The organism is Micromonospora sp. NPDC049645 (assembly GCF_040675155.1).
In the GTDB taxonomy this organism is placed as follows: Bacteria; Actinomycetota; Actinomycetes; order Mycobacteriales; family Micromonosporaceae; genus Micromonospora.
The window spans coordinates 1,040,919-1,059,437 of sequence record NZ_JBFAOI010000001.1; the positions used below are offsets into that span (position 1 = coordinate 1,040,919).

The 18,519-nt window shown below is 71.8% G+C and carries 20 protein-coding genes; 12 read left to right on the forward strand and 8 right to left on the reverse strand.

What is annotated here, in order from left to right:
* The first annotated feature begins 741 nt into the window (after positions 1-741).
* Both AB0J33_RS04900 and AB0J33_RS04905 read left to right on the forward strand, forming a co-directional pair.
* A complete protein-coding gene (locus AB0J33_RS04900) occupies positions 742-1,884 on the forward strand; it encodes a geranylgeranyl reductase family protein (protein WP_363609880.1) in 1,143 nt (380 codons plus the stop codon).
* Between the two features lie 31 nt (positions 1,885-1,915).
* Positions 1,916-2,686 carry an isoprenyl transferase gene (locus tag AB0J33_RS04905; RefSeq protein ID WP_363609882.1) on the forward strand — a complete coding sequence of 257 codons (771 nt, stop codon included), beginning with the start codon at positions 1,916-1,918 and terminating at the stop codon, positions 2,684-2,686.
* Positions 2,687-2,740: 54 nt separating this feature from the next.
* Here the strand turns inward: AB0J33_RS04905 and otsB are convergent, their stop codons facing one another.
* From otsB to AB0J33_RS04920, 3 genes are all read right to left on the reverse strand, one after another.
* A complete protein-coding gene (otsB, locus tag AB0J33_RS04910) occupies positions 2,741-3,565 on the reverse strand; it encodes a trehalose-phosphatase (protein ID WP_363609884.1) in 825 nt (274 codons plus the stop codon).
* 67 nt (positions 3,566-3,632) lie between these two features.
* A complete protein-coding gene (locus tag AB0J33_RS04915) occupies positions 3,633-3,986 on the reverse strand; it encodes a hypothetical protein (protein WP_357763151.1) in 354 nt (117 codons plus the stop codon).
* 162 nt (positions 3,987-4,148) lie between these two features.
* Complete coding sequence (locus AB0J33_RS04920) at positions 4,149-4,592, reverse strand: XRE family transcriptional regulator (protein ID WP_363609886.1); 444 nt, start codon at positions 4,590-4,592, stop codon at positions 4,149-4,151.
* A gap of 264 nt (positions 4,593-4,856) precedes the next feature.
* On the opposite strand from AB0J33_RS04920, the gene AB0J33_RS04925 reads away from it, so the two are divergent.
* From AB0J33_RS04925 to AB0J33_RS04950, 6 genes are all read left to right on the forward strand, one after another.
* Positions 4,857-5,201, forward strand: a complete 345-nt coding sequence (locus AB0J33_RS04925; RefSeq protein ID WP_030328857.1) for a hypothetical protein — start codon at positions 4,857-4,859, stop codon at positions 5,199-5,201.
* 31 nt (positions 5,202-5,232) lie between these two features.
* On the forward strand, positions 5,233-5,568 hold the full coding sequence (locus AB0J33_RS04930) for a hypothetical protein (protein WP_363609889.1): 336 nt from the start codon (positions 5,233-5,235) through the stop codon (positions 5,566-5,568).
* A gap of 413 nt (positions 5,569-5,981) precedes the next feature.
* Complete coding sequence (locus tag AB0J33_RS04935) at positions 5,982-7,397, forward strand: PhoH family protein (RefSeq protein ID WP_354972030.1); 1,416 nt, start codon at positions 5,982-5,984, stop codon at positions 7,395-7,397.
* Positions 7,398-7,674: 277 nt separating this feature from the next.
* Entirely contained in the window at positions 7,675-8,352 is a 678-nt protein-coding gene (locus AB0J33_RS04940; RefSeq protein ID WP_363609891.1) for a lytic transglycosylase domain-containing protein, read from the forward strand.
* A gap of 106 nt (positions 8,353-8,458) precedes the next feature.
* Positions 8,459-9,112, forward strand: a complete 654-nt coding sequence (locus AB0J33_RS04945) for a rhomboid family intramembrane serine protease (protein ID WP_363609893.1) — start codon at positions 8,459-8,461, stop codon at positions 9,110-9,112.
* Between the two features lie 105 nt (positions 9,113-9,217).
* Complete coding sequence (locus AB0J33_RS04950) at positions 9,218-10,186, forward strand: NAD(P)/FAD-dependent oxidoreductase (RefSeq protein ID WP_363610244.1); 969 nt, start codon at positions 9,218-9,220, stop codon at positions 10,184-10,186.
* Positions 10,187-10,230: 44 nt separating this feature from the next.
* Here the strand turns inward: AB0J33_RS04950 and AB0J33_RS04955 are convergent, their stop codons facing one another.
* Both AB0J33_RS04955 and glpX read right to left on the reverse strand, forming a co-directional pair.
* Positions 10,231-11,208, reverse strand: a complete 978-nt coding sequence (locus AB0J33_RS04955; RefSeq protein ID WP_363609895.1) for a DMT family transporter — start codon at positions 11,206-11,208, stop codon at positions 10,231-10,233.
* Entirely contained in the window at positions 11,205-12,236 is a 1,032-nt protein-coding gene (glpX, locus tag AB0J33_RS04960) for a class II fructose-bisphosphatase (RefSeq protein WP_363609897.1), read from the reverse strand. Before glpX ends, AB0J33_RS04955 begins: the two co-directional genes overlap by 4 nt.
* Positions 12,237-12,395: 159 nt before the next feature.
* Between glpX and AB0J33_RS04965 the strand changes: the two genes are divergently transcribed.
* Both AB0J33_RS04965 and AB0J33_RS04970 read left to right on the forward strand, forming a co-directional pair.
* Positions 12,396-13,094 carry a DUF4245 family protein gene (locus AB0J33_RS04965; protein ID WP_363609899.1) on the forward strand — a complete coding sequence of 233 codons (699 nt, stop codon included), beginning with the start codon at positions 12,396-12,398 and terminating at the stop codon, positions 13,092-13,094.
* A 206-nt stretch (positions 13,095-13,300) separates the two neighbouring features.
* Complete coding sequence (locus AB0J33_RS04970) at positions 13,301-14,146, forward strand: hypothetical protein (RefSeq protein ID WP_363609901.1); 846 nt, start codon at positions 13,301-13,303, stop codon at positions 14,144-14,146.
* Between the two features lie 64 nt (positions 14,147-14,210).
* On the opposite strand, the gene AB0J33_RS04975 is transcribed toward AB0J33_RS04970, so the two are convergent.
* Together AB0J33_RS04975 and xseA are read right to left on the reverse strand one after the other, a co-directional pair.
* Positions 14,211-14,432 (reverse strand): exodeoxyribonuclease VII small subunit, encoded by a 222-nt coding sequence (locus AB0J33_RS04975; RefSeq protein WP_030328827.1) that lies wholly within the window; start codon positions 14,430-14,432, stop codon positions 14,211-14,213.
* Between the two features lie 45 nt (positions 14,433-14,477).
* Positions 14,478-15,710, reverse strand: a complete 1,233-nt coding sequence (xseA, locus tag AB0J33_RS04980) for an exodeoxyribonuclease VII large subunit (RefSeq protein ID WP_363610246.1) — start codon at positions 15,708-15,710, stop codon at positions 14,478-14,480.
* Positions 15,711-15,860: 150 nt separating this feature from the next.
* On the opposite strand from xseA, the gene AB0J33_RS04985 reads away from it, so the two are divergent.
* Positions 15,861-16,844 carry a 4-hydroxy-3-methylbut-2-enyl diphosphate reductase gene (locus AB0J33_RS04985; protein WP_363609904.1) on the forward strand — a complete coding sequence of 328 codons (984 nt, stop codon included), beginning with the start codon at positions 15,861-15,863 and terminating at the stop codon, positions 16,842-16,844.
* 40 nt (positions 16,845-16,884) lie between these two features.
* On the forward strand, positions 16,885-17,319 hold the full coding sequence (locus AB0J33_RS04990) for a hypothetical protein (protein WP_363609906.1): 435 nt from the start codon (positions 16,885-16,887) through the stop codon (positions 17,317-17,319).
* A 9-nt stretch (positions 17,320-17,328) separates the two neighbouring features.
* On the opposite strand, the gene AB0J33_RS04995 is transcribed toward AB0J33_RS04990, so the two are convergent.
* Entirely contained in the window at positions 17,329-18,492 is a 1,164-nt protein-coding gene (locus AB0J33_RS04995; RefSeq protein ID WP_363609908.1) for a DNA recombination protein RmuC, read from the reverse strand.
* Between the last annotated feature and the right edge of the window lie 27 nt (positions 18,493-18,519).

Below are 18,519 nucleotides of genomic sequence, written 5' to 3' on the forward strand. Positions count from 1 at the left end.
GTGCGGCCCACGTCCGTGGGGCCTAAGTCTGTGCGGCCCACATCCGTGGGGCCTACGTCTGTGCGGCCCACCCTGCGCGGCCCACGTCCGTCGGCCCTACGTCCGTGACGTCCTGCGTCTGTGCGGCCCACGTCCGTGGGGCCTACGTCCGTTACGTCCTACGTCCTACGTCCCTGCGTACCGCGCCCGTGTGTCCCGCGTCCGTGCGTCTTACGCCGTGTGCCCCGCGTCCGTGTTTCCTACGTCGTGCGTTCCGCGTCCGTGCTTCCTACGCCGCGCCGATCCACACCAAGATCGTGCTGGAACCGGGAAGTAGTGGCCTCATCGATATGCCGACACCACTACTTCCTGGTTCGAGCACGATCATGCGGACTGGCCCTGGGAGGTCGGCCGAGGTGCCGCTCCGGAGTGGTGGGGGCGTGCCCGGTCGGGGGAGCCGGTCGCGGTTTCTGACGGGGTTGGCGGAGGGTTGGCGGAGGGGTGGTGGTCGGTTGCTCCGGGGTGGTCGGCGCCCCAGATATGGGGCAGGTCTACAGGCACCCGAACAGGCGTGCCGGTCCGTGGCGGGCCGGTGCTCTCTGCCGTCGACCAGAAAAACCGCGCCGTGCGGGAGCGGCCTGCGCGGGCGGGCAGGGGGCAGGATGGCGGGGTGGCTTCGGTCACAGCTGTCGGCGTGGGCGGCGCAGGTGGATCGTCGGGGGCGGTGCGGGAGCAGTCGCGCCGGCCGGAGGGAGGCGCGCGGTGGGCGACGAGTTCGACGTGGTGGTGGTGGGCGCGGGGCCGGCCGGGGCGGCCGCCGCACTGACGGCGCGCCGGGCGGGTGCCAGCGTGTTACTGCTGGACCGGGCCGACTTTCCCCGGGACAAGGCGTGTGGTGACGGGATCGCCGCGCACTCGGTTGACGTGCTCGCCGAGCTGGGGGTGACCGAGGCGGTGGCGGGCTACGCCCCACTGCCGGCGTTGCGCATGATCGCCCCGGGTGGCGGTGCGGTGGCTCGGGCGCTGCCCCGACCCGCGTACACCGTGCCCCGGGAGGTCTTCGACGCGCGGCTGGTGGCGGCTGCCGTGGCCGCCGGGGCGCAGCTGCGCCGACACACCGTGCGCCGGGTCGAGCCGCGCGCCGACCGGGTGGTGCTCGACGGGCAGTTGTCCGGGCGGGTGGTGATCGGCGCGGACGGTGCCGGCTCGGTGGTGCGTCGGGCGCTCGGGCACCCGCAGAACCCGGACCGGCACCTCGCGCTGGCCATCCGGGGGTACGCCCCGGCGCTGCCCGGCCCGTCCGAGCAGCTCATCGTCACGTCGAAGGCGCGCTGGCCGGCGTACGCCTGGTCGTTCCCGATCGGTGACGGTCGGGCGAACGTCGGGTACGGGGAGGTCCTGCGCGGTGAGCCGCTGAGCCGTGCCTATCTGCTGGACCGGCTGGCGGCGCTGCTGCCCGGCACCGACCTGGCGACCGTCACCGCGCTGCGCGCCCATCACCTGCCGCTGTCCACCCACCGGCCGACGCCGGGGCGGGGCCGGACGCTGCTGGCCGGGGACGCGCTGTCACTGATCAATCCGTTCACCGGGGAGGGGATCTTCTACGCGCTGCTCTCCGGTGCGCTGGCCGGCTCGGCGGCGGCGCGGACGCCGGACGGCGCGGCCGGCCGTTACGCCCACGGGTTGCGTCGTCGCCTCGGCACCCACCTGCGGCACAGTTCGGTCGCGGCCTGGTTGGCGCGGCGGCGTCGGGTGGTGGACGCGGCGGTGCGGGCCGCCCGTGGGGACGACCGGGTGTTCTACGACGTCGTCGAGCTGGGATTGGGTGACGGACGCCTCACTGCTCGTACGCTGGCGATGATCGGCATCGGTCTGCGCGGCGGGGATGGGGCTCCGAGGCAGTGAACCGGCTGAAGGGTCGCTACGCTGCTAGGTGATGACGCTGCGGAACCTTATCTACTCCGTGTACGAGCGCCGGCTCACGGCGAAGCTCGCGGGTAAGCCGGTGCCCCGGCACGTCGGGGTGATGTGCGACGGCAACCGCCGATGGGCCAGGGAGATGGGCTTCGTCGACCCGAACGACGGGCACCGGGTCGGCGCCGCGAAGATCAAGCATGTCCTCGGCTGGTGTGACCAGGCCGGCGTCGGGCACGTGACCCTCTATCTGCTGGCCACCGACAACCTTCGTCGTCCGGCCAGTGAGCTGGATCCGCTCCTCAAGATCATTGAGGATCTGGCGGTGGAGCTGGCCGAGGAGGGCAACCCCTGGCGGCTGCGCATCGTCGGGGCGCTCGACCTGCTGCCGGCGCAGACCGCGGCGGCGCTCAAGGGTGCCGAGGAGCGCACCCGCGAACGCACCGGCGGCGCGGAGGTCAACATCGCGGTTGGCTACGGCGGTCGCCGGGAGATCACCGACGCGGTCCGGTCGCTGCTGCTGGAGCACGCCGCGTCCGGCGGCACGCTTGAGGAACTGGCCGAGGTGCTGGACGTCGAGCACATCGCCGAGCACCTCTACACCCGGGGGCAGCCCGACCCCGACCTGGTCATCCGCACCAGCGGCGAGCAGCGGTTGTCCGGTTTCATGCTCTGGCAGTCCGCGCACTCGGAGTTCTACTTCTGCGAACTCAACTGGCCGGATTTCCGGCACATCGACTTCCTGCGGGCGCTGCGCTCGTACGCCACCCGGCAACGCCGCTACGGCGCCTGACCCGGCGGCGACCTGCTCGGTCGCCGCTCGGGCAGGTTGGTCACGGCAGGTTGGTCACGGCAGGTGGGTCAGCGCCCGGGTGAGGAAGTCGCCCAGCGCGGCCGGCGACTCGATGGTCAGGTCGGCAGCGTTGGCCACCTCCTGGCCGGTCTCCGGGTTGGCCACGGCCACGCAGACGCCGAGGAAGTCCGGGTCGGCGGCGGCGCGGGCGCGCAGCGCGGCGAAGGCCTTGATGTCGGAGACATCGTCGCCGAAGTACCAGGCGCCGGTGGCGCCCTTGATCGCCTCGCCGATCACCATGCCCTTGTCCCGGTCGACCGGCGGCTTGAGCTCCAGCACCATCCGCCCGGCCTGCGAACGCAACCCCAGCCGTTCCGCCTGCGCCTGCCCCCACTGCTGCACGGTCGAGCCGAGCTGCGGGGCGGTACGCCAGTGCAGCGCGACCGAGAGCCGCTTGTACTCCACGAGCGTGCCGGGCGGCAGCTCCGCCCGAGCCAGGTCGGCCAGCTCGGCCATGGTCGGCACCCACGGCAAGGCGGCCGGTTCGGTGACGGTCTCCCCGCCGGAGTGGCTGTGCTCCAGGCCGTAGAGGCCGTAGAGGTCCACGCCGGCGAGCCCGCCGAGCTGGTCCCGAAGGAACTCGACGGGTCGGGCGGAGACGATCGCGATCCGCTGCACGACCGGGGCCAGTGCCTCGATCGCGGTCAGCGCCGTGGGTGCCGGGCGTACCGCGGTCGGATCGTCGTCGACGGGCGCGAGTGTGCCGTCGAAGTCGAAGAAGAGCACGGTCCCGGCCGCCCGGCTGGCGGTTATCCGCCAGGCATGGTCGGCGTTCAACGGGGTTTTCGGCTGCTGATTGCCCAGATTCAACGGCGGCACGCGCGTCAGCGTACCCCGGCGATCCAGGCTCATTCCTGGCCGAGCGACCCGGTTGGGCGGTAGGCGATCAGCGTTCGGCGGCTCCTCGTCCGCGCCGCCCGAACGGCACCACCGCGGCCTCCTGACCGTGGCTCAACAGGTAGCCCTCCACGAACCCGGTGTTGCGATCACCGGTGTGGTTCTCGATCTCGTTGAGCCGTGCCACCAGGAACTCGGTGAGCGCGCTGATTCGGTTGTTGAGTCGCTCGTGCAGCTCGGCGACGACGGCCAGGACGACCGCGGTGCCGGCGGTGACGAGCGCAAAGAGGTTGACGAGCAGCGGAAGCTGCCCGCCGTCGACCGCGAGGGTCACTGTGTTTCCGGTCGCCCACAGTGTCACCGACACGGTCGCGACCACGACTGCCAACCACTTCAGGGTCATGGACAGACCCCTCCTTCTGTCCCGCAGGGCTGGGTTCGGCCTTGTCCCGTCCCCCCGCCGATGACGAGCCCAAGCAGTACGAATAGGGACGCTAGCGTGCCCGTTCCAGCCCCGGAGGTAAACGAATGAACCTGACCAGGCGTTCTTTCGCTATCTGAGGAACTAGCCTGCCTGATTGCCCCTTTTTCGGACATCGACCGGCAACGTTGGGCGGTATGCGAGGTATCTGATGGTTTCGCGGATGTGGAACTTCTCCGCGTCCGACACCTGCGGGTCGACCAGACGGCGCAGCAGCGCCTCCACGTCGGGGTCCATCGGAGGGGCGGCCTGGCCGGGGCGCGGACCGGCCGCGGTGCGGTCCCAGCCGAGCGCGGCGAAGGCGGCGGCCGGATTCAGGCCCAGGCCCTCGCAGAAGGCGACCACCCGTTCGGCCTCCGGGTCGCTGGCCCAGTCGCCCCGGACCCATCGGTTGATGGTCTGCCGGGAGACGCCGGTGCGCCGGGACACCTCGGTGCCGCTCCAGGCTCGGGTCGCTCGCGCCTCGTCCAGGGCCCGTCGGACGAAGGTGGCGTAGGCGATCTTCCGCGCATTGGCCGTCTCGGTCACCCCGTGACCGTACGGCCAGCCGGAGGTGGGTGGGTGCCCCGGCTCGCCACTGTCACGCAGACGTGACGGGTGCTTCGGATTTCCGGTAAACGAGTCAGTGCCACTGTTGAGGGGTGTCACGCGGGCAGAATAGATGAACGTAGTGGCGAACGTAAGCGGCTGAAAAGCTGATACTGTCACGCCCATGGGACAATCTACGGTGTGTCACGTGCATGAGACGATTGGTGCTCACATGCGTCACGCCCCCGGTGCCGGGGGGTCGTGGTGACCGAGCTCGCCACCCGCGCCCAGGCCTTCGGGCTGATCGCCGAGGGGGTCGCCGCCGGGTTGACCGCCCCCTGGCGCCTCTACCTCGCCCGAGGCTGCCGTTACCTGTCGCTGAGCGTCGGCGATCGCGCCGAGTGGAACGCCTGGCGTACGCATCTCGGCTGCCCGGAGCTGAGCGTCCGGGTCTACGACGCCGGCGGCGAGATCCGCCGTTCCTCGGTGGCCGAGGTGGTGCTCGACGGCTGCCGGATCAGCGTCGAGCTGGTCGAGGAGGTCAGCACCGACGACCTGGACCGGCTGCTGGTCGCCGACCCCACCACGATCGAGCCGGAGGAGCGATGACCTGGCGTCCCGGCTGGGCCGGAGCCGCCCGATGAGCCCCTTCCTCGCGGTGTTCCTGGTCCTGGTGCTCGGGGCCACCAGCTACGCGGCCGGCCGGTTGCACGGGCAGCTCAGCTACCGCATCGGCTACCGCTTCGGCTACCGGCAGGGCTACTTCGACGGCGACCGGGGCGCCTGGAACCGGCGTCGCCGCGACGCCCAGGCCGCGATCGCCTCGGCCCTGTCGGTCTCGTCGGCCGGCGCGGTCCGCTCCGCCGGCACCGTCGCCCGCCCCGGCACCACGTACACCGGCTCGTCGTTCAGCGCGCCGGCCGCCCCGATCACCGGGCGGCACCCGACCGGCACGCTCGTCCGACGTACCGGGTGAGGTCGGCCGGCGGGTCGCGCCCGCCGACCGGCGCCACGAGCACGGTGCGTCGTCCGCGGCGGACACGCACCGTCGGGGTCACGTCAGACCGGTGACGGTGACCCCACCGGCCGGGATGCGCGCAGGGGGCATGCATCCCGGCCGGTTCCGCCGTGCCGCCCGCACCGCCTTTCGGCTGGTACGGGCTCCGCCGAAGCGGTGTTCACGAGCGTGTCTCGGGAGATCCACGTTCGACCTCTAGCCGCGAGGGTCCGGCGGGGATAGCGTCTAGGCATGGCACGGGGTTCTCCCGAGCCAGCCGGTCCGCCCGGATCTGCGACCTCGCGCACGGGGTTCCGCATCCGACCCCGTGTCCCCGGGCACCGGAGGAGGCGGAACACGGGTGGCGGGTGCCCATCCGTCGGAGCAGGCCTGTGACGACTCGCCGTACCACCGCCGGTGCCGACCAGACCCCGGCCGCGACTGCCACGACCCGCCGCGCCACCAGGAGCCGCCGTTCGGCGGCCGCCGCGCCGGCCGACCCCAAGGAGCCACGACCAGCCGGCCAGGCCTTCGTCCTGGACACCTCGGTGCTGCTCTCCGACCCGGCGGCGTTCCACCGGTTCGCGGAACACGAGGTGGTGCTGCCCCTGGTGGTCATCACCGAGCTGGAGGGCAAGCGGCACCATCCGGAGCTGGGCTGGTTCGCCCGGCAGTCGCTGCGGATGCTCGACGACCTGCGGGTCCGGCATGGCCGGCTTGACCGTCCGGTGCCCGCCAACGACGTCGGTGGCACCCTGCGGGTGGAGCTCAACCACACCGACGACGGCGTCCTGCCGCCCGGGTTCCGCACCGAGAGCAACGACGCCCGGATCCTCTCGGTCGCGCTCAACCTCGCCGCCGAGGGGCGGGAGGTGACCCTGGTCAGCAAGGACATGCCGCTGCGGGTCAAGGCCGCCTCGGTGGGTCTACGCGCCGACGAGTACCGCCACGGCCAGGCCAGCGACCCGACCTGGACGGGCATGTCGGAGCTGGAGTTGAGCGAGGAGCAGATCGGCCAGCTGTACGCCGGTGAGACGCTCGACCTCGACGAGGCGGCCGGGCTGCCCTGCCACACCGGTCTGGTGCTGCACTCGGCGCGCGGCTCCGCGCTCGGTCGGGTGCTGCCGGACAAGTCGGTGCGTCTGGTCCGGGGCGACCGGGAGGCGTTCGGGCTGCACGGCCGCTCAGCCGAGCAGCGGATCGCGCTCGACCTGCTGCTGGACGAGTCGATCGGGATCGTCTCGCTGGGCGGCCGGGCCGGCACCGGCAAGTCGGCCCTGGCACTCTGTGCCGGGCTGGAGGCGGTGATGGAGCGCCGCCGGCACAAGAAGGTGATCGTGTTCCGCCCGCTGTACGCCGTCGGTGGCCAGGAGTTGGGCTACCTGCCGGGGTCGGAGTCGGAGAAGATGTCGCCGTGGGCCCAGGCGGTGTTCGACACGCTCGGCGCGGTGGTGCACGAGAACGTGCTTGAGGAGGTCACCTCGCGGGGCATCCTGGAGGTGCTGCCGCTGACCCACATCCGGGGGCGCAGCCTGCACGACGCCTACGTGATCGTGGACGAGGCCCAGTCGCTGGAGCGCGGGGTGCTGTTGACCGTGCTGTCCCGGATCGGGCAGGGCTCCCGGGTGGTGCTCACCCACGACGTCGCCCAGCGGGACAATCTGCGGGTCGGCCGGCACGACGGGGTGACCGCCGTCATCGAAGCGCTCAAGGGCCATCCGCTCTTCGCGCACGTCACCCTCAGCCGTTCGGAGCGGTCGCCGATCGCCGCGATGGTCACCGACCTCTTGGAGGACATTCCGATCTGACGGGGCTTATGCGGTATTTTGTCCGCATTTTATGTGTGGCGCAGGTCACAAACAGCCTGGTTGGTTTCCCATCAGCCTCACTGTGCGCAATCGTGTCCCACGAGCGTCCACGCACCACCGGAATCGTTGGTGATCGTTCGTCGCGAGACGAGCGACATCGGCATCCGTCGGTGCGTCGGCGCGACCGGCAACCGGTCGGGGCGCTCGTGGCACGACTGACGGCCCACCTGTGGCCCGCGTCGCGCCACGTCCTTGCTCCCGACGAAGGGACCACTTCGTGAGTCGGCTGTGGAGCCGGTTGGGCGCCCGTACGGCTGCTGTCGCGCTGCTCTCCGTGGGCGTTGCCGGTGGCTTCTACCTGGGCGAAGACCGGGAAACCCAGCAACAGGGCCTGACCGATCAGGTCAGCCTTGAGGTCGACCGGGCCGACCTCGCGTACCAGCGTGAGCGGCAGGCCGCCCACCAGGTGCAGTTCTCCAAGCAGCGGGCCGCCGAGTACCAGGCCAAGCTGCGGGCGGCCCAGGCCGCCAAGGAGGCCGCCGAGCGGGCCCGCAAGGCCGAAGCCGCCGCCGCCTCCCGCAAGCGCGAGCGCGCCGCGGCCAACGCGCCCGCCAAGCCGTACGACGGGCCCATCCCGGCGTCCTGCGCGGAATACAGCGGCAACCGCAAGATCGGCTGTGCCCTGATGATCGATAAGGGCTTCGGTATCGCCGAGTTCCCCTGCCTGGAGAAGCTCTGGACCAAGGAGAGCGGCTGGAACCACAAGGCCAGCAACTCGTCCTCCGGCGCGTACGGCATTCCGCAGTCGTTGCCGGGCAGCAAGATGGGCTCGGTCGCGGACGACTGGCGTACCAATCCGGCCACCCAGATCATCTGGGGGTTGGGCTACATCAAGGGCAGGTACAAGACGCCCTGTGGCGCCTGGAGCTACTTCCAGAACAACGGCCACTACTGACGGGTTCCGACGGCGGGGCGGGTGGCGACCACCCGCCCCGCCGTCGCGCGTACCCCCGACGGGACGTGAGTGGCGGTCGGCCGCTTTTGCTGATAGCAGTTGTGGAGTGACCCTGCACCCGCCAAACGGCGACCCGTTCCGGTTCGGCACCGAGGCGTTCTACGCCGCGCTCGGCCGGGCGTTCGTCGCCATGTGTGCGGTGGTCCCGTTCCTGTTTCTCATCGAGGCCGTCGACCAGGGGCTCGCGTTCGGCCTGGACGCCACCGCCGGCATCATCCCGCAACGCATCGACGGGCTGGACGGGGTCTTCTTCTCTCCATTCCTGCACCACGGCTTCGACCACCTCTACAGCAACAGCATCCCGCTGATCCTGCTGGGCACGTTCGTCCTCGCCGCCGGCGCCCGACGGTTCCTCTGGTCGACCCTGATCATCATCCTGGTCAGTGGGCTCGGCGTGTGGTTCACCGGCTCACCCAACTCGGTGGTGGTCGGCGCCAGTGGCGTCATCTTCGGCTACCTGGGCATCCTGCTGACCCGGGGCATCGTCGAGCGCAGTTGGTGGAACTTCGCCGTCTTCCTGCTGGTCGGTCTGCTCTACGGGTGGCAACTGGTCGGCATCCTCCCCACCGACGAGCGGATCTCCTGGCAGGGTCACCTGTTCGGCCTGCTCGGCGGGGTGGTGGCGGCGATCCTGTTCCGCCGGCGGCGACCGGCCGTGGACGGCCCGGACTACTCCGGATCCACGCTCAGCCTGCCCTGACCCTATTCTCCGGCGCGCCTGGGACGTAGCTTGCCCGACCGTCATCGCCCGCCTACCGTCGAGATCAGCAAGCGTTGATCCGTGAGCGGAAAGCGACGGTACGCCATGCGCGAGGTCGATGTCGCCGTGATCGGGGCCGGTCCGGCCGGTCTCTTCGCCGCGTACTACGCCGGTTTCCGAGGGCTGTCGGTGGCGGTGATCGACGCGCTGCCGGAGCCGGGCGGCCAGGTCACCGCCATGTACCCGGAGAAGCTGATCCTCGACGTCGCCGGCTTTCCCGCCGTCAAGGGCCGCGACCTGGTGGCCAACCTGGTTGCCCAGGCAGCCCCGTTCAATCCGCAGTACCTGCTCGGCACCCGTGCCGAGAAACTCTCGTACGCCGACGACCGCCCGGTGCTCGGTCTGGCCGGCGGCGAGCAGCTCGGGTGCGGCGCGATCGTGGTCACCGGTGGGCTGGGGAGCTTCAGCCCTCGGCCGCTGCCCTGCGCCGACGGCGCACCCGGCTCGGGAATCGTCTATTTCGTCACCGAGCCGACCGAGCTGGCCGATCGGGACGTGCTGATCGTCGGGGGTGGCGACTCCGCCTTCGACTGGGCGCTGGCGCTGCAACCCCTGGCCCGGTCGGTGACCCTGGTGCACCGCCGGGAGAAGTTCCGGGCGCACGCGTCGACGGTCGCCCGGGTGCTGTCCCTACCGGTGCGGGTCGTGGTCAACGCCGAGGTCACCAGACTGCTCGGGGACAGCGCGGTGACCGGCGCCGAGGTGACAGTGCGCGGCGGCGCGACCGAGACGCTGCCGGTGGACGTCGTGGTGGCCGCCCTCGGCTTCACCGCCGACCTGGGTCCGCTCGCCGAGTGGGGGCTGCGACTGGACCGCCGGCACATCCTGGTGGACAGCGCGATGGCGACGAACCTGCCCCGGGTCTTCGCGGCGGGCGACATCACCGAATACCCGGGCAAGGTCCGGCTCATCGCCACCGGCTTCGGTGAGGCGGCGACGGCGGTCAACAACGCGGCGGTCGCCATCGACCCGGGCGCCCATCTCTTTCCCGGGCACTCCTCCGACGCCGGCTGACGACCGGCGAGCCCGGACCGGCGAAGGGGCCGGGGTCGTCGCGGTCAGCGAATACGTCGAGCGGGCGGCGCCAGCGCGGCGATCAGCACCGCCACCATGGTCAGCGCCGCCCCGAGCAGGGTGTTCACGCCGGGGTGCGAGGCCGCCGTGGGGAGGATCAGGTCCAGCAGGACGGCGCCCACGATCTGACCGGCGATGGTGGCCAGGCCGAGCAGCAGCACACCGGTGAAGCGCACGATCGCGGCGGCGATCGCGATGAACACGATGCCGATCGGGCCGCCCAGGTAGAGCCACGGCTCGGTCGGCAACTGGCCGGCCGGCCAACCGCGTACGGCGGTGTCGATCGCGAACGCGACGAGCAGGGTGACCGTGCCGACGGTGAAGTTCACCAGCGTGGCGGTCAACGCGCTGTCGGCGGCCGCCCGGACCCGACCGTTCACGGCCTGCTGCCAGGCGATGCCCACCCCGGCGAGCAGCGGCAGCAGGGCCAGCACCAGCGCGCCCGGGTCGCCGAAACGGTCCCCGACCGCCAGGCCGACCGCGAGCACGGTGAGCACCGCGCCGGCCAACCGCTGACGGGTGACCGACTGTCGACCGGTCGGCCCGATCCCGGCCCGGTCCACGGCGAGGCTGCTGCCGGTCTGACCGGCCACCACCGCCACCGTGAAGACCGCCACGCCCAACGTGCCGATGGTGAGACCCTGGGTGGCCACCAGGAACGCCCCGCACACCCCGCCGAGGCACTGCCACGGCCGCAGCGCGCCGGTCCGCAGCGCGCGCCGCGTCGCGGCGAGGGCCCGCCGCCCGCCGGGGGTCGCGGGCACCAGCACCAGCAGCACCAGCAGGCCGATGCCGAAGGAGACCACGGCGGCGGCGAAACCGTCGGCGAGGCGTACCCCCAACTCGCCGTTGATGCGCGACTGCACCGCCACCGCGACCCCGGAAGCCGACGCCAGCGCGACGCCGGTGATCCGGCGGGCGGCCGAGAGGGTCGGCGGGGTCGCCGTGTCGGCGGCGGTCACTCCTGCTCGGCCAGCGGACGACCGTCGAAGTCGACAGCGGAGTAGAGCGCCAGCTTCTCCAGCCGGTGGTACGAGTCGATCACCCGGATGGTGCCGCTCTTCGAACGCATCACGATCGACTGGGTGTACGCGCCACCGGCCCGGTAGCGCACCCCGCGCAGCAGATCACCGGAGGTGACCCCGGTCGCCACGAAGAAGCAGTTGTCCCCGGTGACGAGATCGTCGGTGCCCAGCACCCGGTCGAGGTCGTGCCCCGCGGCGATCGCCTTCTCCCGCTCCTGCTCGTCGCGCGGCCAGAGCTTGGCCTGCATGGCACCGCCCATGCACTTCAGCGCGCAGGCGGAGATGATGCCCTCCGGGGTGCCGCCGATGCCCATCAGCACGTCGACGTCCGACTCGCCCCGGGCCGCCGCGATGGAGCCCGCGATGTCGCCGTCGGAGATGAACCGGATGCCCGCCCCGGTCCGGCGGATCTGGGCCACCAGGTCGTCGTGGCGGCTGCGGTCCAGTACGCAGACCGTCACCTCGGAGACGTCGGTGCCCTTGACCTTGGCGATCCGGCGCAGGTTGTCGGCCACACCGGCGTTGATGTCCACCACGTCGGCGTACGCCGGGCCGACGGCGAGCTTCTCCATGTAGAACACGGCGCTGGGGTCGAACATCGCACCCCGCTCGGAGACGGCGAGCACCGCCAGGGCGTTCGGCATGCCCTTGCTCATCAGGGTGGTGCCGTCGACCGGGTCGACGGCCACGTCCACCTCCGGGCCGCTGCCGTCGCCGACGTGCTCGCCGTTGAAGAGCATCGGGGCGTTGTCCTTCTCGCCCTCGCCGATCACCACCACACCGCGCATCTGGATCGAGTTGATCAGCTTGCGCATCGCGTCGACGGCGGCTCCGTCGCCGCCCTCCTTGTCGCCCCGACCGACCCACCGACCGGCGGCCATCGCCGCGGCCTCGGTGACCCGGACCAGGTCGAGAGCGAGGTTTCGGTCGAGATCCTGTGGGATCCGCGTCCTGGTGTTCGTCATGGCGGCTACTCCTCCTCGCGACGGTGCGGGGACGACCGGCGGAGGGGAGGTCCCCGCTGCCGGCTTTGTCGCTGATCCTCACACGATCGCCGACCGGGCGTCGGCGCGGGGCGGTGATGGCCCGGATACCGCCGGTCGGGCGGCTGCGAAGATAGTGGGGTGGAACCCGCACAGCCAGCCGATCGCGTACCCGCCGACCGCACGCCGCCCGACGGTCAGCCGCCGGTCGACGCCCCCGCCGAGCCGCCGGTGCACGTCCCCGCCGAGCCGCCGGTCGACGTCCCCGCCGGCCCGGGTGGCGAGCCCGCCGCGACCGAACGGACGCCGCCGCCGCCACCGGCGGTGGCCGCCAAGTCCGAGCGGTCGCCGAAGGACATGGCGATCTCGCTGCTCGTGCTGCTCGTGCCAATCGCTCTCCTGCTGGCGTTCTACCGGGGGTTCCTCGGCGGCGACTCTCCCACCACCGTCGATCCGGCTCCCGCGATCGAGCAGGCCCGGTCGGCGAACGCCTTCCCGGTGAGCCAGCCGCAGGGGCTCAGCTCCGAGTGGTCGACGGTCAGCGCCCGCTACCAGACCGTCGAGAACGGTGCGAACCTGCGGATCGGCTACCTCACCCCGGAGGGGCGGGGGGTCCAACTGTTGCAGAGCAACGTCCCGGCGGATCGTCTGCTCCCCGCGGAGCTGACCAGTCAGGGCCAGCCGCAGGGCCCCACCGAGCTGGCCGGGCGCACCTGGCAGCTCTACACGGCCCGGGGAAACCAGCAGGCGTTGGTGCTGCTGGAGCCGACCCGCACGGTGATCGTCGTCGGTGATGCCCGGGACAACGAACTCCGCGAACTGGCCGGCTCGCTGCGCTGAGCGGTGGGTGGGTCGGGCGGTCGCCGGCGTCGAATCTGGGCAACCAGCCCCAAGGGTGATTGTCCGACGCGTCGACAGGGAACAAGGAGGAAGTGATCCGGGCGCGCTGCTCGGTCCGGATCGCGCGACGCAGCCGACGGTGCTGCTGCGTCGCCCGGTTTCCGGCGCCGCCTCAGGTCGTCGGGTGACCCCCTTGGGAGACACGCATGACTGTTCGACGACTCGGCGCCGGCCTGGTAGCCGCCGCTCTGATCACGCCCGCACTGGCCGCCTGCGCCAGCGGAACCGGCACCACCGGCTCGACGCCGTCCCCGACGGTGAGCGCGTCCGGCACGGCGAGCCCGTCCGGCGCCCCGGTGGCGGGCGACGCCAAGCAGGCCTTGCTCGACTCCACCAAGGAGATCAGCAACGGGAACTTCCGGTTCACCCTGGCCGGCGCCGGCTCGACGGTCGACGGGCTGGTGCACCAGCCGAGCCAGAGCGCGGCGATGAAGATATCCATCGGTGGCCCGTCGGCCGATCTGGCGATGAAACTCGACGTGATCCACTACAAGCCGGACAGCTGGGTCAAGCTGGAGCTGAGCGGCCCCACCGCCAACAGCCTGCCCGCCATCAAGCAGCTCAACCTGGGCAAGTACCAGCACCTGGACCAGGCCCGGATCAAGGGCAACCGTAACCTCGGCTTCGACTTCGAAAAGGTCGACCCGGCCGGCAGCGCGGTCCTCACCGAGGGCATCACCGAGGTCCGCAGCACCGGCACCGGCGCGTACGCCGGCACCATCGACGTCACCAAGGCCGCCGAGGCGGGCTCGCTGAACGCCGCCACCATCGCCGCGTTGGGCACCCAGGCGAAGACCGTCCCGTTCACCGCGAAGGTGGATCCGCAGGGCCGCCTCAGCGAGCTGGTGCTGCAGTTGCCGGCCGCCGGGCAGACCACCGCCCAGGAGATCCGGATGACGTACTCCGACTACGGTGCCGCCACCGCCGCGCAGAAGCCGCCGGCGAACCAGGTCGTCGAGGCGCCGGCCGAGCTGTACAGCCTGTTCAACTGACGTACGCGGGTGGGGCGGCTCCGGCCGTCCCACCGGCGGTTCGAGTCGTTCCCGCGCCCACGGGTCAGGAAGCCGGCTCCTGCCGGGCGGCGTCGATCCGCGCCCGCGCGCCATCCAGCCAGCGTTGACAGATCACCGCCAGCGCCTCACCGCGTTCCCAGAGCGCCAGCGACTCCTCCAGGGACGTGCCGCCGGCCTCCAGCCGCTCCACCACCGAGGCCAACTCGGCGCGGGCCTGCTCGTAGCTGAGCCGCTCGTCCGGCCCGGCCTTCGTGTCGTCAGTCATCGCGTTCATCTCAGCACACCGCTCTCCGCCTCGCCGCGTCGCCACTCAGCCATCCACCGTGGCGGCCAGCTCACCGTCGGCCAGTCGTACCCGCAACGGGTCGCCCTTGCCGACCTCCGCCGCCGCGCGGACGACATGGCCGCCCGCGCGCTGCACGATCGCGTACCCCCGGTCGAGGGTCGCGGCGGGGGAGAGCGCCCGCAGCCGCGCGACGGTGTGCCGCAGGTCGTCCTCCGCGGCGGTGAGCCGATGGTCCAGGCAGCGGCCGGCCCGCTGCCGCAGCGCGGTCAGCTCGGTGGCCCGATGCTCCACCATCACCTGGGGCCGGGCCAGCACCGGCCGGGAGCGCAGCCCGTCGAGCCGGTGCGTCTCGCGGTCGACGAGGTTGCGCACCGCCCGTTCGAGGCGGTGCCGGGCCTGGCTGATGAGGCGTACCTCCTCGGTGAGGTCGGGGACGACCCGCTTGGCCGCGTCGGTCGGCGTGGAGGCGCGGACGTCGGCGACGTAGTCGATCAGTGGCGCGTCCGTCTCGTGGCCGATCGCGCTGACCACCGGGGTACGACAGCCGAACACCGCGCGGCAGAGCGCCTCGTCGGAGAAGGGCAGCAGGTCCTCGATGCCGCCGCCACCCCGGGCGATGATGATCACGTCGATGCTCGGGTCGGCGTCCAGCACCTTGAGCGCGTCGACGATCTGCGGCACCGCGGCGGGGCCCTGTACGGCGACGTTGACCGTGCGGAACTCCACCGCGGGCCAGCGCCGACGGGCGTTGGTCAGCACGTCCCGTTCCGCCGCCGACGCGCGACCGGTGATCAGCCCGATCCGGCCGGGCAGGAACGGCAGTCGACGCTTGCGGGCACGGTCGAAGAGCCCTTCGGCGGCGAGCAGCTTCTTGAGCTTCTCCAGCCGGGCCAGCAGCTCCCCGAGCCCCACCTGGCGAATCTCGTCGGCGCGCAGGCTCAGCGTGCCCCGGGCGGCGTAGAACTCCGGCTTGGCGTGCAGCACCACCCGGGCGCCCTCGCGAAGCTCCGGCGCACCCGCGTCCAGTACGTCCCGGTTGGTGGTGACGGTCAGACTCAGGTCGGCCGACGGGTCACGCAGGGTGAGGAAAACCGTGCTGGCACCGGGGCGGCGGCTGATCTGCGCCACCTGCCCGTCCACCCACACCCAGCCCAGCTTGGCGATCCAGGCCCCGACCTTCTGGCTGACCACCCGCACCGGCCAGGGCTCCTCCGCACTGCTGGCCCCGCCGCCGCCCACCCGCCCGTCTCCGCCCACAGTCACCCGCCCACCCTACGGACCCACCCGGTGATCAAGAGGTTTGCGTCAGCGCTGGGCGAGTTCCTGACGCAAACCTCTTGATCAACAAGACCTGGGGGTGGGTTGTGGGCCGGGTCGAGGTTCGGGGGCGGCACGTACGATGGGGTGGTGACTGAGGCTCAGGCGACTCACCGGACCGGCAAGCGCGTGCTCCTGGCCAAGCCCCGCGGCTACTGTGCGGGAGTCGACCGCGCGGTGCAGACCGTGGAGGAGGCGCTCAAGCTCTACGGCGCCCCGATCTACGTGCGCAAGCAGATCGTGCACAACAAGCACGTGGTCCAGACCCTGGAGGCCCAGGGCGCGATCTTCGTGGAGGAGAACGAGGAGGTGCCGGAGGGCGCCACCGTCATCTTCTCCGCGCACGGCGTCGCGCCCGAGGTCTACGAGCAGGCCAAGGCGCGCTCGCTGAAGGCGATCGACGCGACCTGCCCGCTGGTGACCAAGGTGCACCACGAGGCGCGGCGCTTCGCCGCCGAGGACTACGACATCCTGCTCATCGGCCACGAGGGGCACGAAGAGGTCATCGGGACCGCCGGTGAGGCCCCCGCGCACATCCAACTGGTCGACGGCCCGGACGACGCCGACAAGATCACCGTCCGTGATCCGGAGAAGGTGGTGTGGCTCTCCCAGACCACGCTCTCGGTCGACGAGACGCTGGAGACGGTGGCCCGGCTCAAGCAGCGGCTGCCGCTGTTGCAGTCCCCGCCCAGTGACGACATCTGCTACGCCACCTCCAACCGCCAGCACGTCGTCAAGGAGATCGCCGCCGACTGCGACGTGGTGATCGTGGTGGGCTCGACGAACTCCTCCAACTCGGTTCGCCTGGTCGAGGTCGCCCTGGACGCGGGCGCCCGCGCCGGTCACCTGGTCGACTTCGCGCACGAGATCGACGACGCCTGGCTGGAGGGGGCCACGACGGTCGGCCTGACCTCCGGCGCGAGCGTCCCGGACGACCTGGTCCAGGAGGTGCTGGCCCACCTCGCCGCGCGGGGTTTCGCCGACGTCGAGGAGATCACCACCGCCAACGAGCGGCTCACGTTCTCGCTTCCGCAGGAGCTGAAGCGGGACATGAAGGCCGCGGCGCGCGGCTGAACACGGGAACGAACCCGGGTCGGCGTACGTCAGATTCGGCATGAGGACTCTTCGGCTCACCGTCCCCGCGCTGGCCGTCTGCGTGGCGCTGAGCGCCTGCGGCGGCCAGGGCGTCGGGGGCGGCACACCCACCCCGACACCCACGGGAGCGCAGCCGGTGACCAGCCAGCCCACGCCCGACCCGACCCCCACGCCGTCGACCGTCGCCCCCACCGTGCCGGCCCGCCCGAACACCCCGAAGCCGGGCGGCCCGAGCACGCCCCCGGGCGTCGGAGCCACCACGCTCAGCGGCACCCTCCAGGGTGGCGTGGAGCCCAACTGCGTACTGCTCGACGGTTACCTGCTTGTCGGCGGCCCGCGTGACGTGCTGAGGCCGGGCGCGCGGGTCGAGGTCACCGGCCGGGTGGAGCCCGGCATGATGACCACCTGCCAGCAGGGCACCCCGTTCGTCGTGACGGCGGCCAGCAGGTCCTGACGATCCGCGCTAGCGGGCCGGGGCCCCGTCGTCGGCCGGGTCGGCCAGCTCGGGCGCCTGCGGCTGCCGCGGGGTCAACTCGACCTGGGCCGGCGTGGCCAACTCCTCGTCCGAGACGCCCAACTCGGCGAGCTTGCGGGCGCTGACCAGCACCCGGGCCTCCAACGAGCCGACCGCCCGGTTGTAGGCGGTCACCGCGCCGGCCAACGAGGAGCCGAGCTTGCCCACGTGGTCGCCCAGGGTGGAGAGCCGGCCGTACAGCTCCCGGGCGAGGGTGTGCACGGCGAGCGCGTTGCGGGCCAGCGCCTCCTGCCGCCACGAGTACGCGACAGTGCGCAGCAGGGCGACCAACGTGGCCGGCGTGGCGAGCACCACGTTGCGGGTGAAGGCGTGCTCCAGCAGCGTCGGGTCTCGCTGGAGCGCGACGTCGAGGAACGGGTCGGCGGGGACGAACAGCACCACGAACTCGGGTGAACTGTCGAACGCCGACCAGTACGACTTGGCGGCCAGCGCGTCGACGTGCCCGCGCAGGTGCCGCGCGTGCGCGTCGAGGTACGTGTCCCGGCCGCGCTCGTCGCGGGCCTCCATGGCCGTCAGGTAGGCGTCGAACGGCGCCTTGGCGTCCACCACCACCGACCGGCCCCCGTGCAGTCGGACCACCAGATCCGGTCGGACGACCTGCTGGTCGGTGGTGGCCGTGACCTGCTCGGAGAAGTCGCAGTGCTCCAGCATGCCGGCCGCCTCGACGATCCGGCGCAGCTGGTGCTCGCCCCACCGGCCCCGCACCTGCGGCGCGCGCAGCGCCGCCACCAACTGCTTGGTCTCGGTGCGCAGCTCACCCGAGACCGCGTTCATCGAGCGGACCTGTTCCCGCAGCTCGGCGTACGCGTCGACGCGGTCGTGCTCCAACTCGGCCACCCGCTGCTCGTAGCGACGCAGGCTGTCGTGCAGCGGCGCGACCGCACGGGCCACCGCCTCCTGGGACTGGGCGGTGGCCTCGTAGCTCAGCGCCCGCATGGACTGCTCCAGCCGGCCCTCGCCCTCCCGGGTGGCGGCCAGGGTGGCATCCAGCCGGGCGATGTCGGCCGCCGACCGGGACCGGGCCGCGAGCCAGCCCACCGCCCCGCCGGCACCGAGGCACACGATCACCAGGAGCAGCGTCGAGACGTCCATCACCGGAGCTTGCCAGACGGATACGAC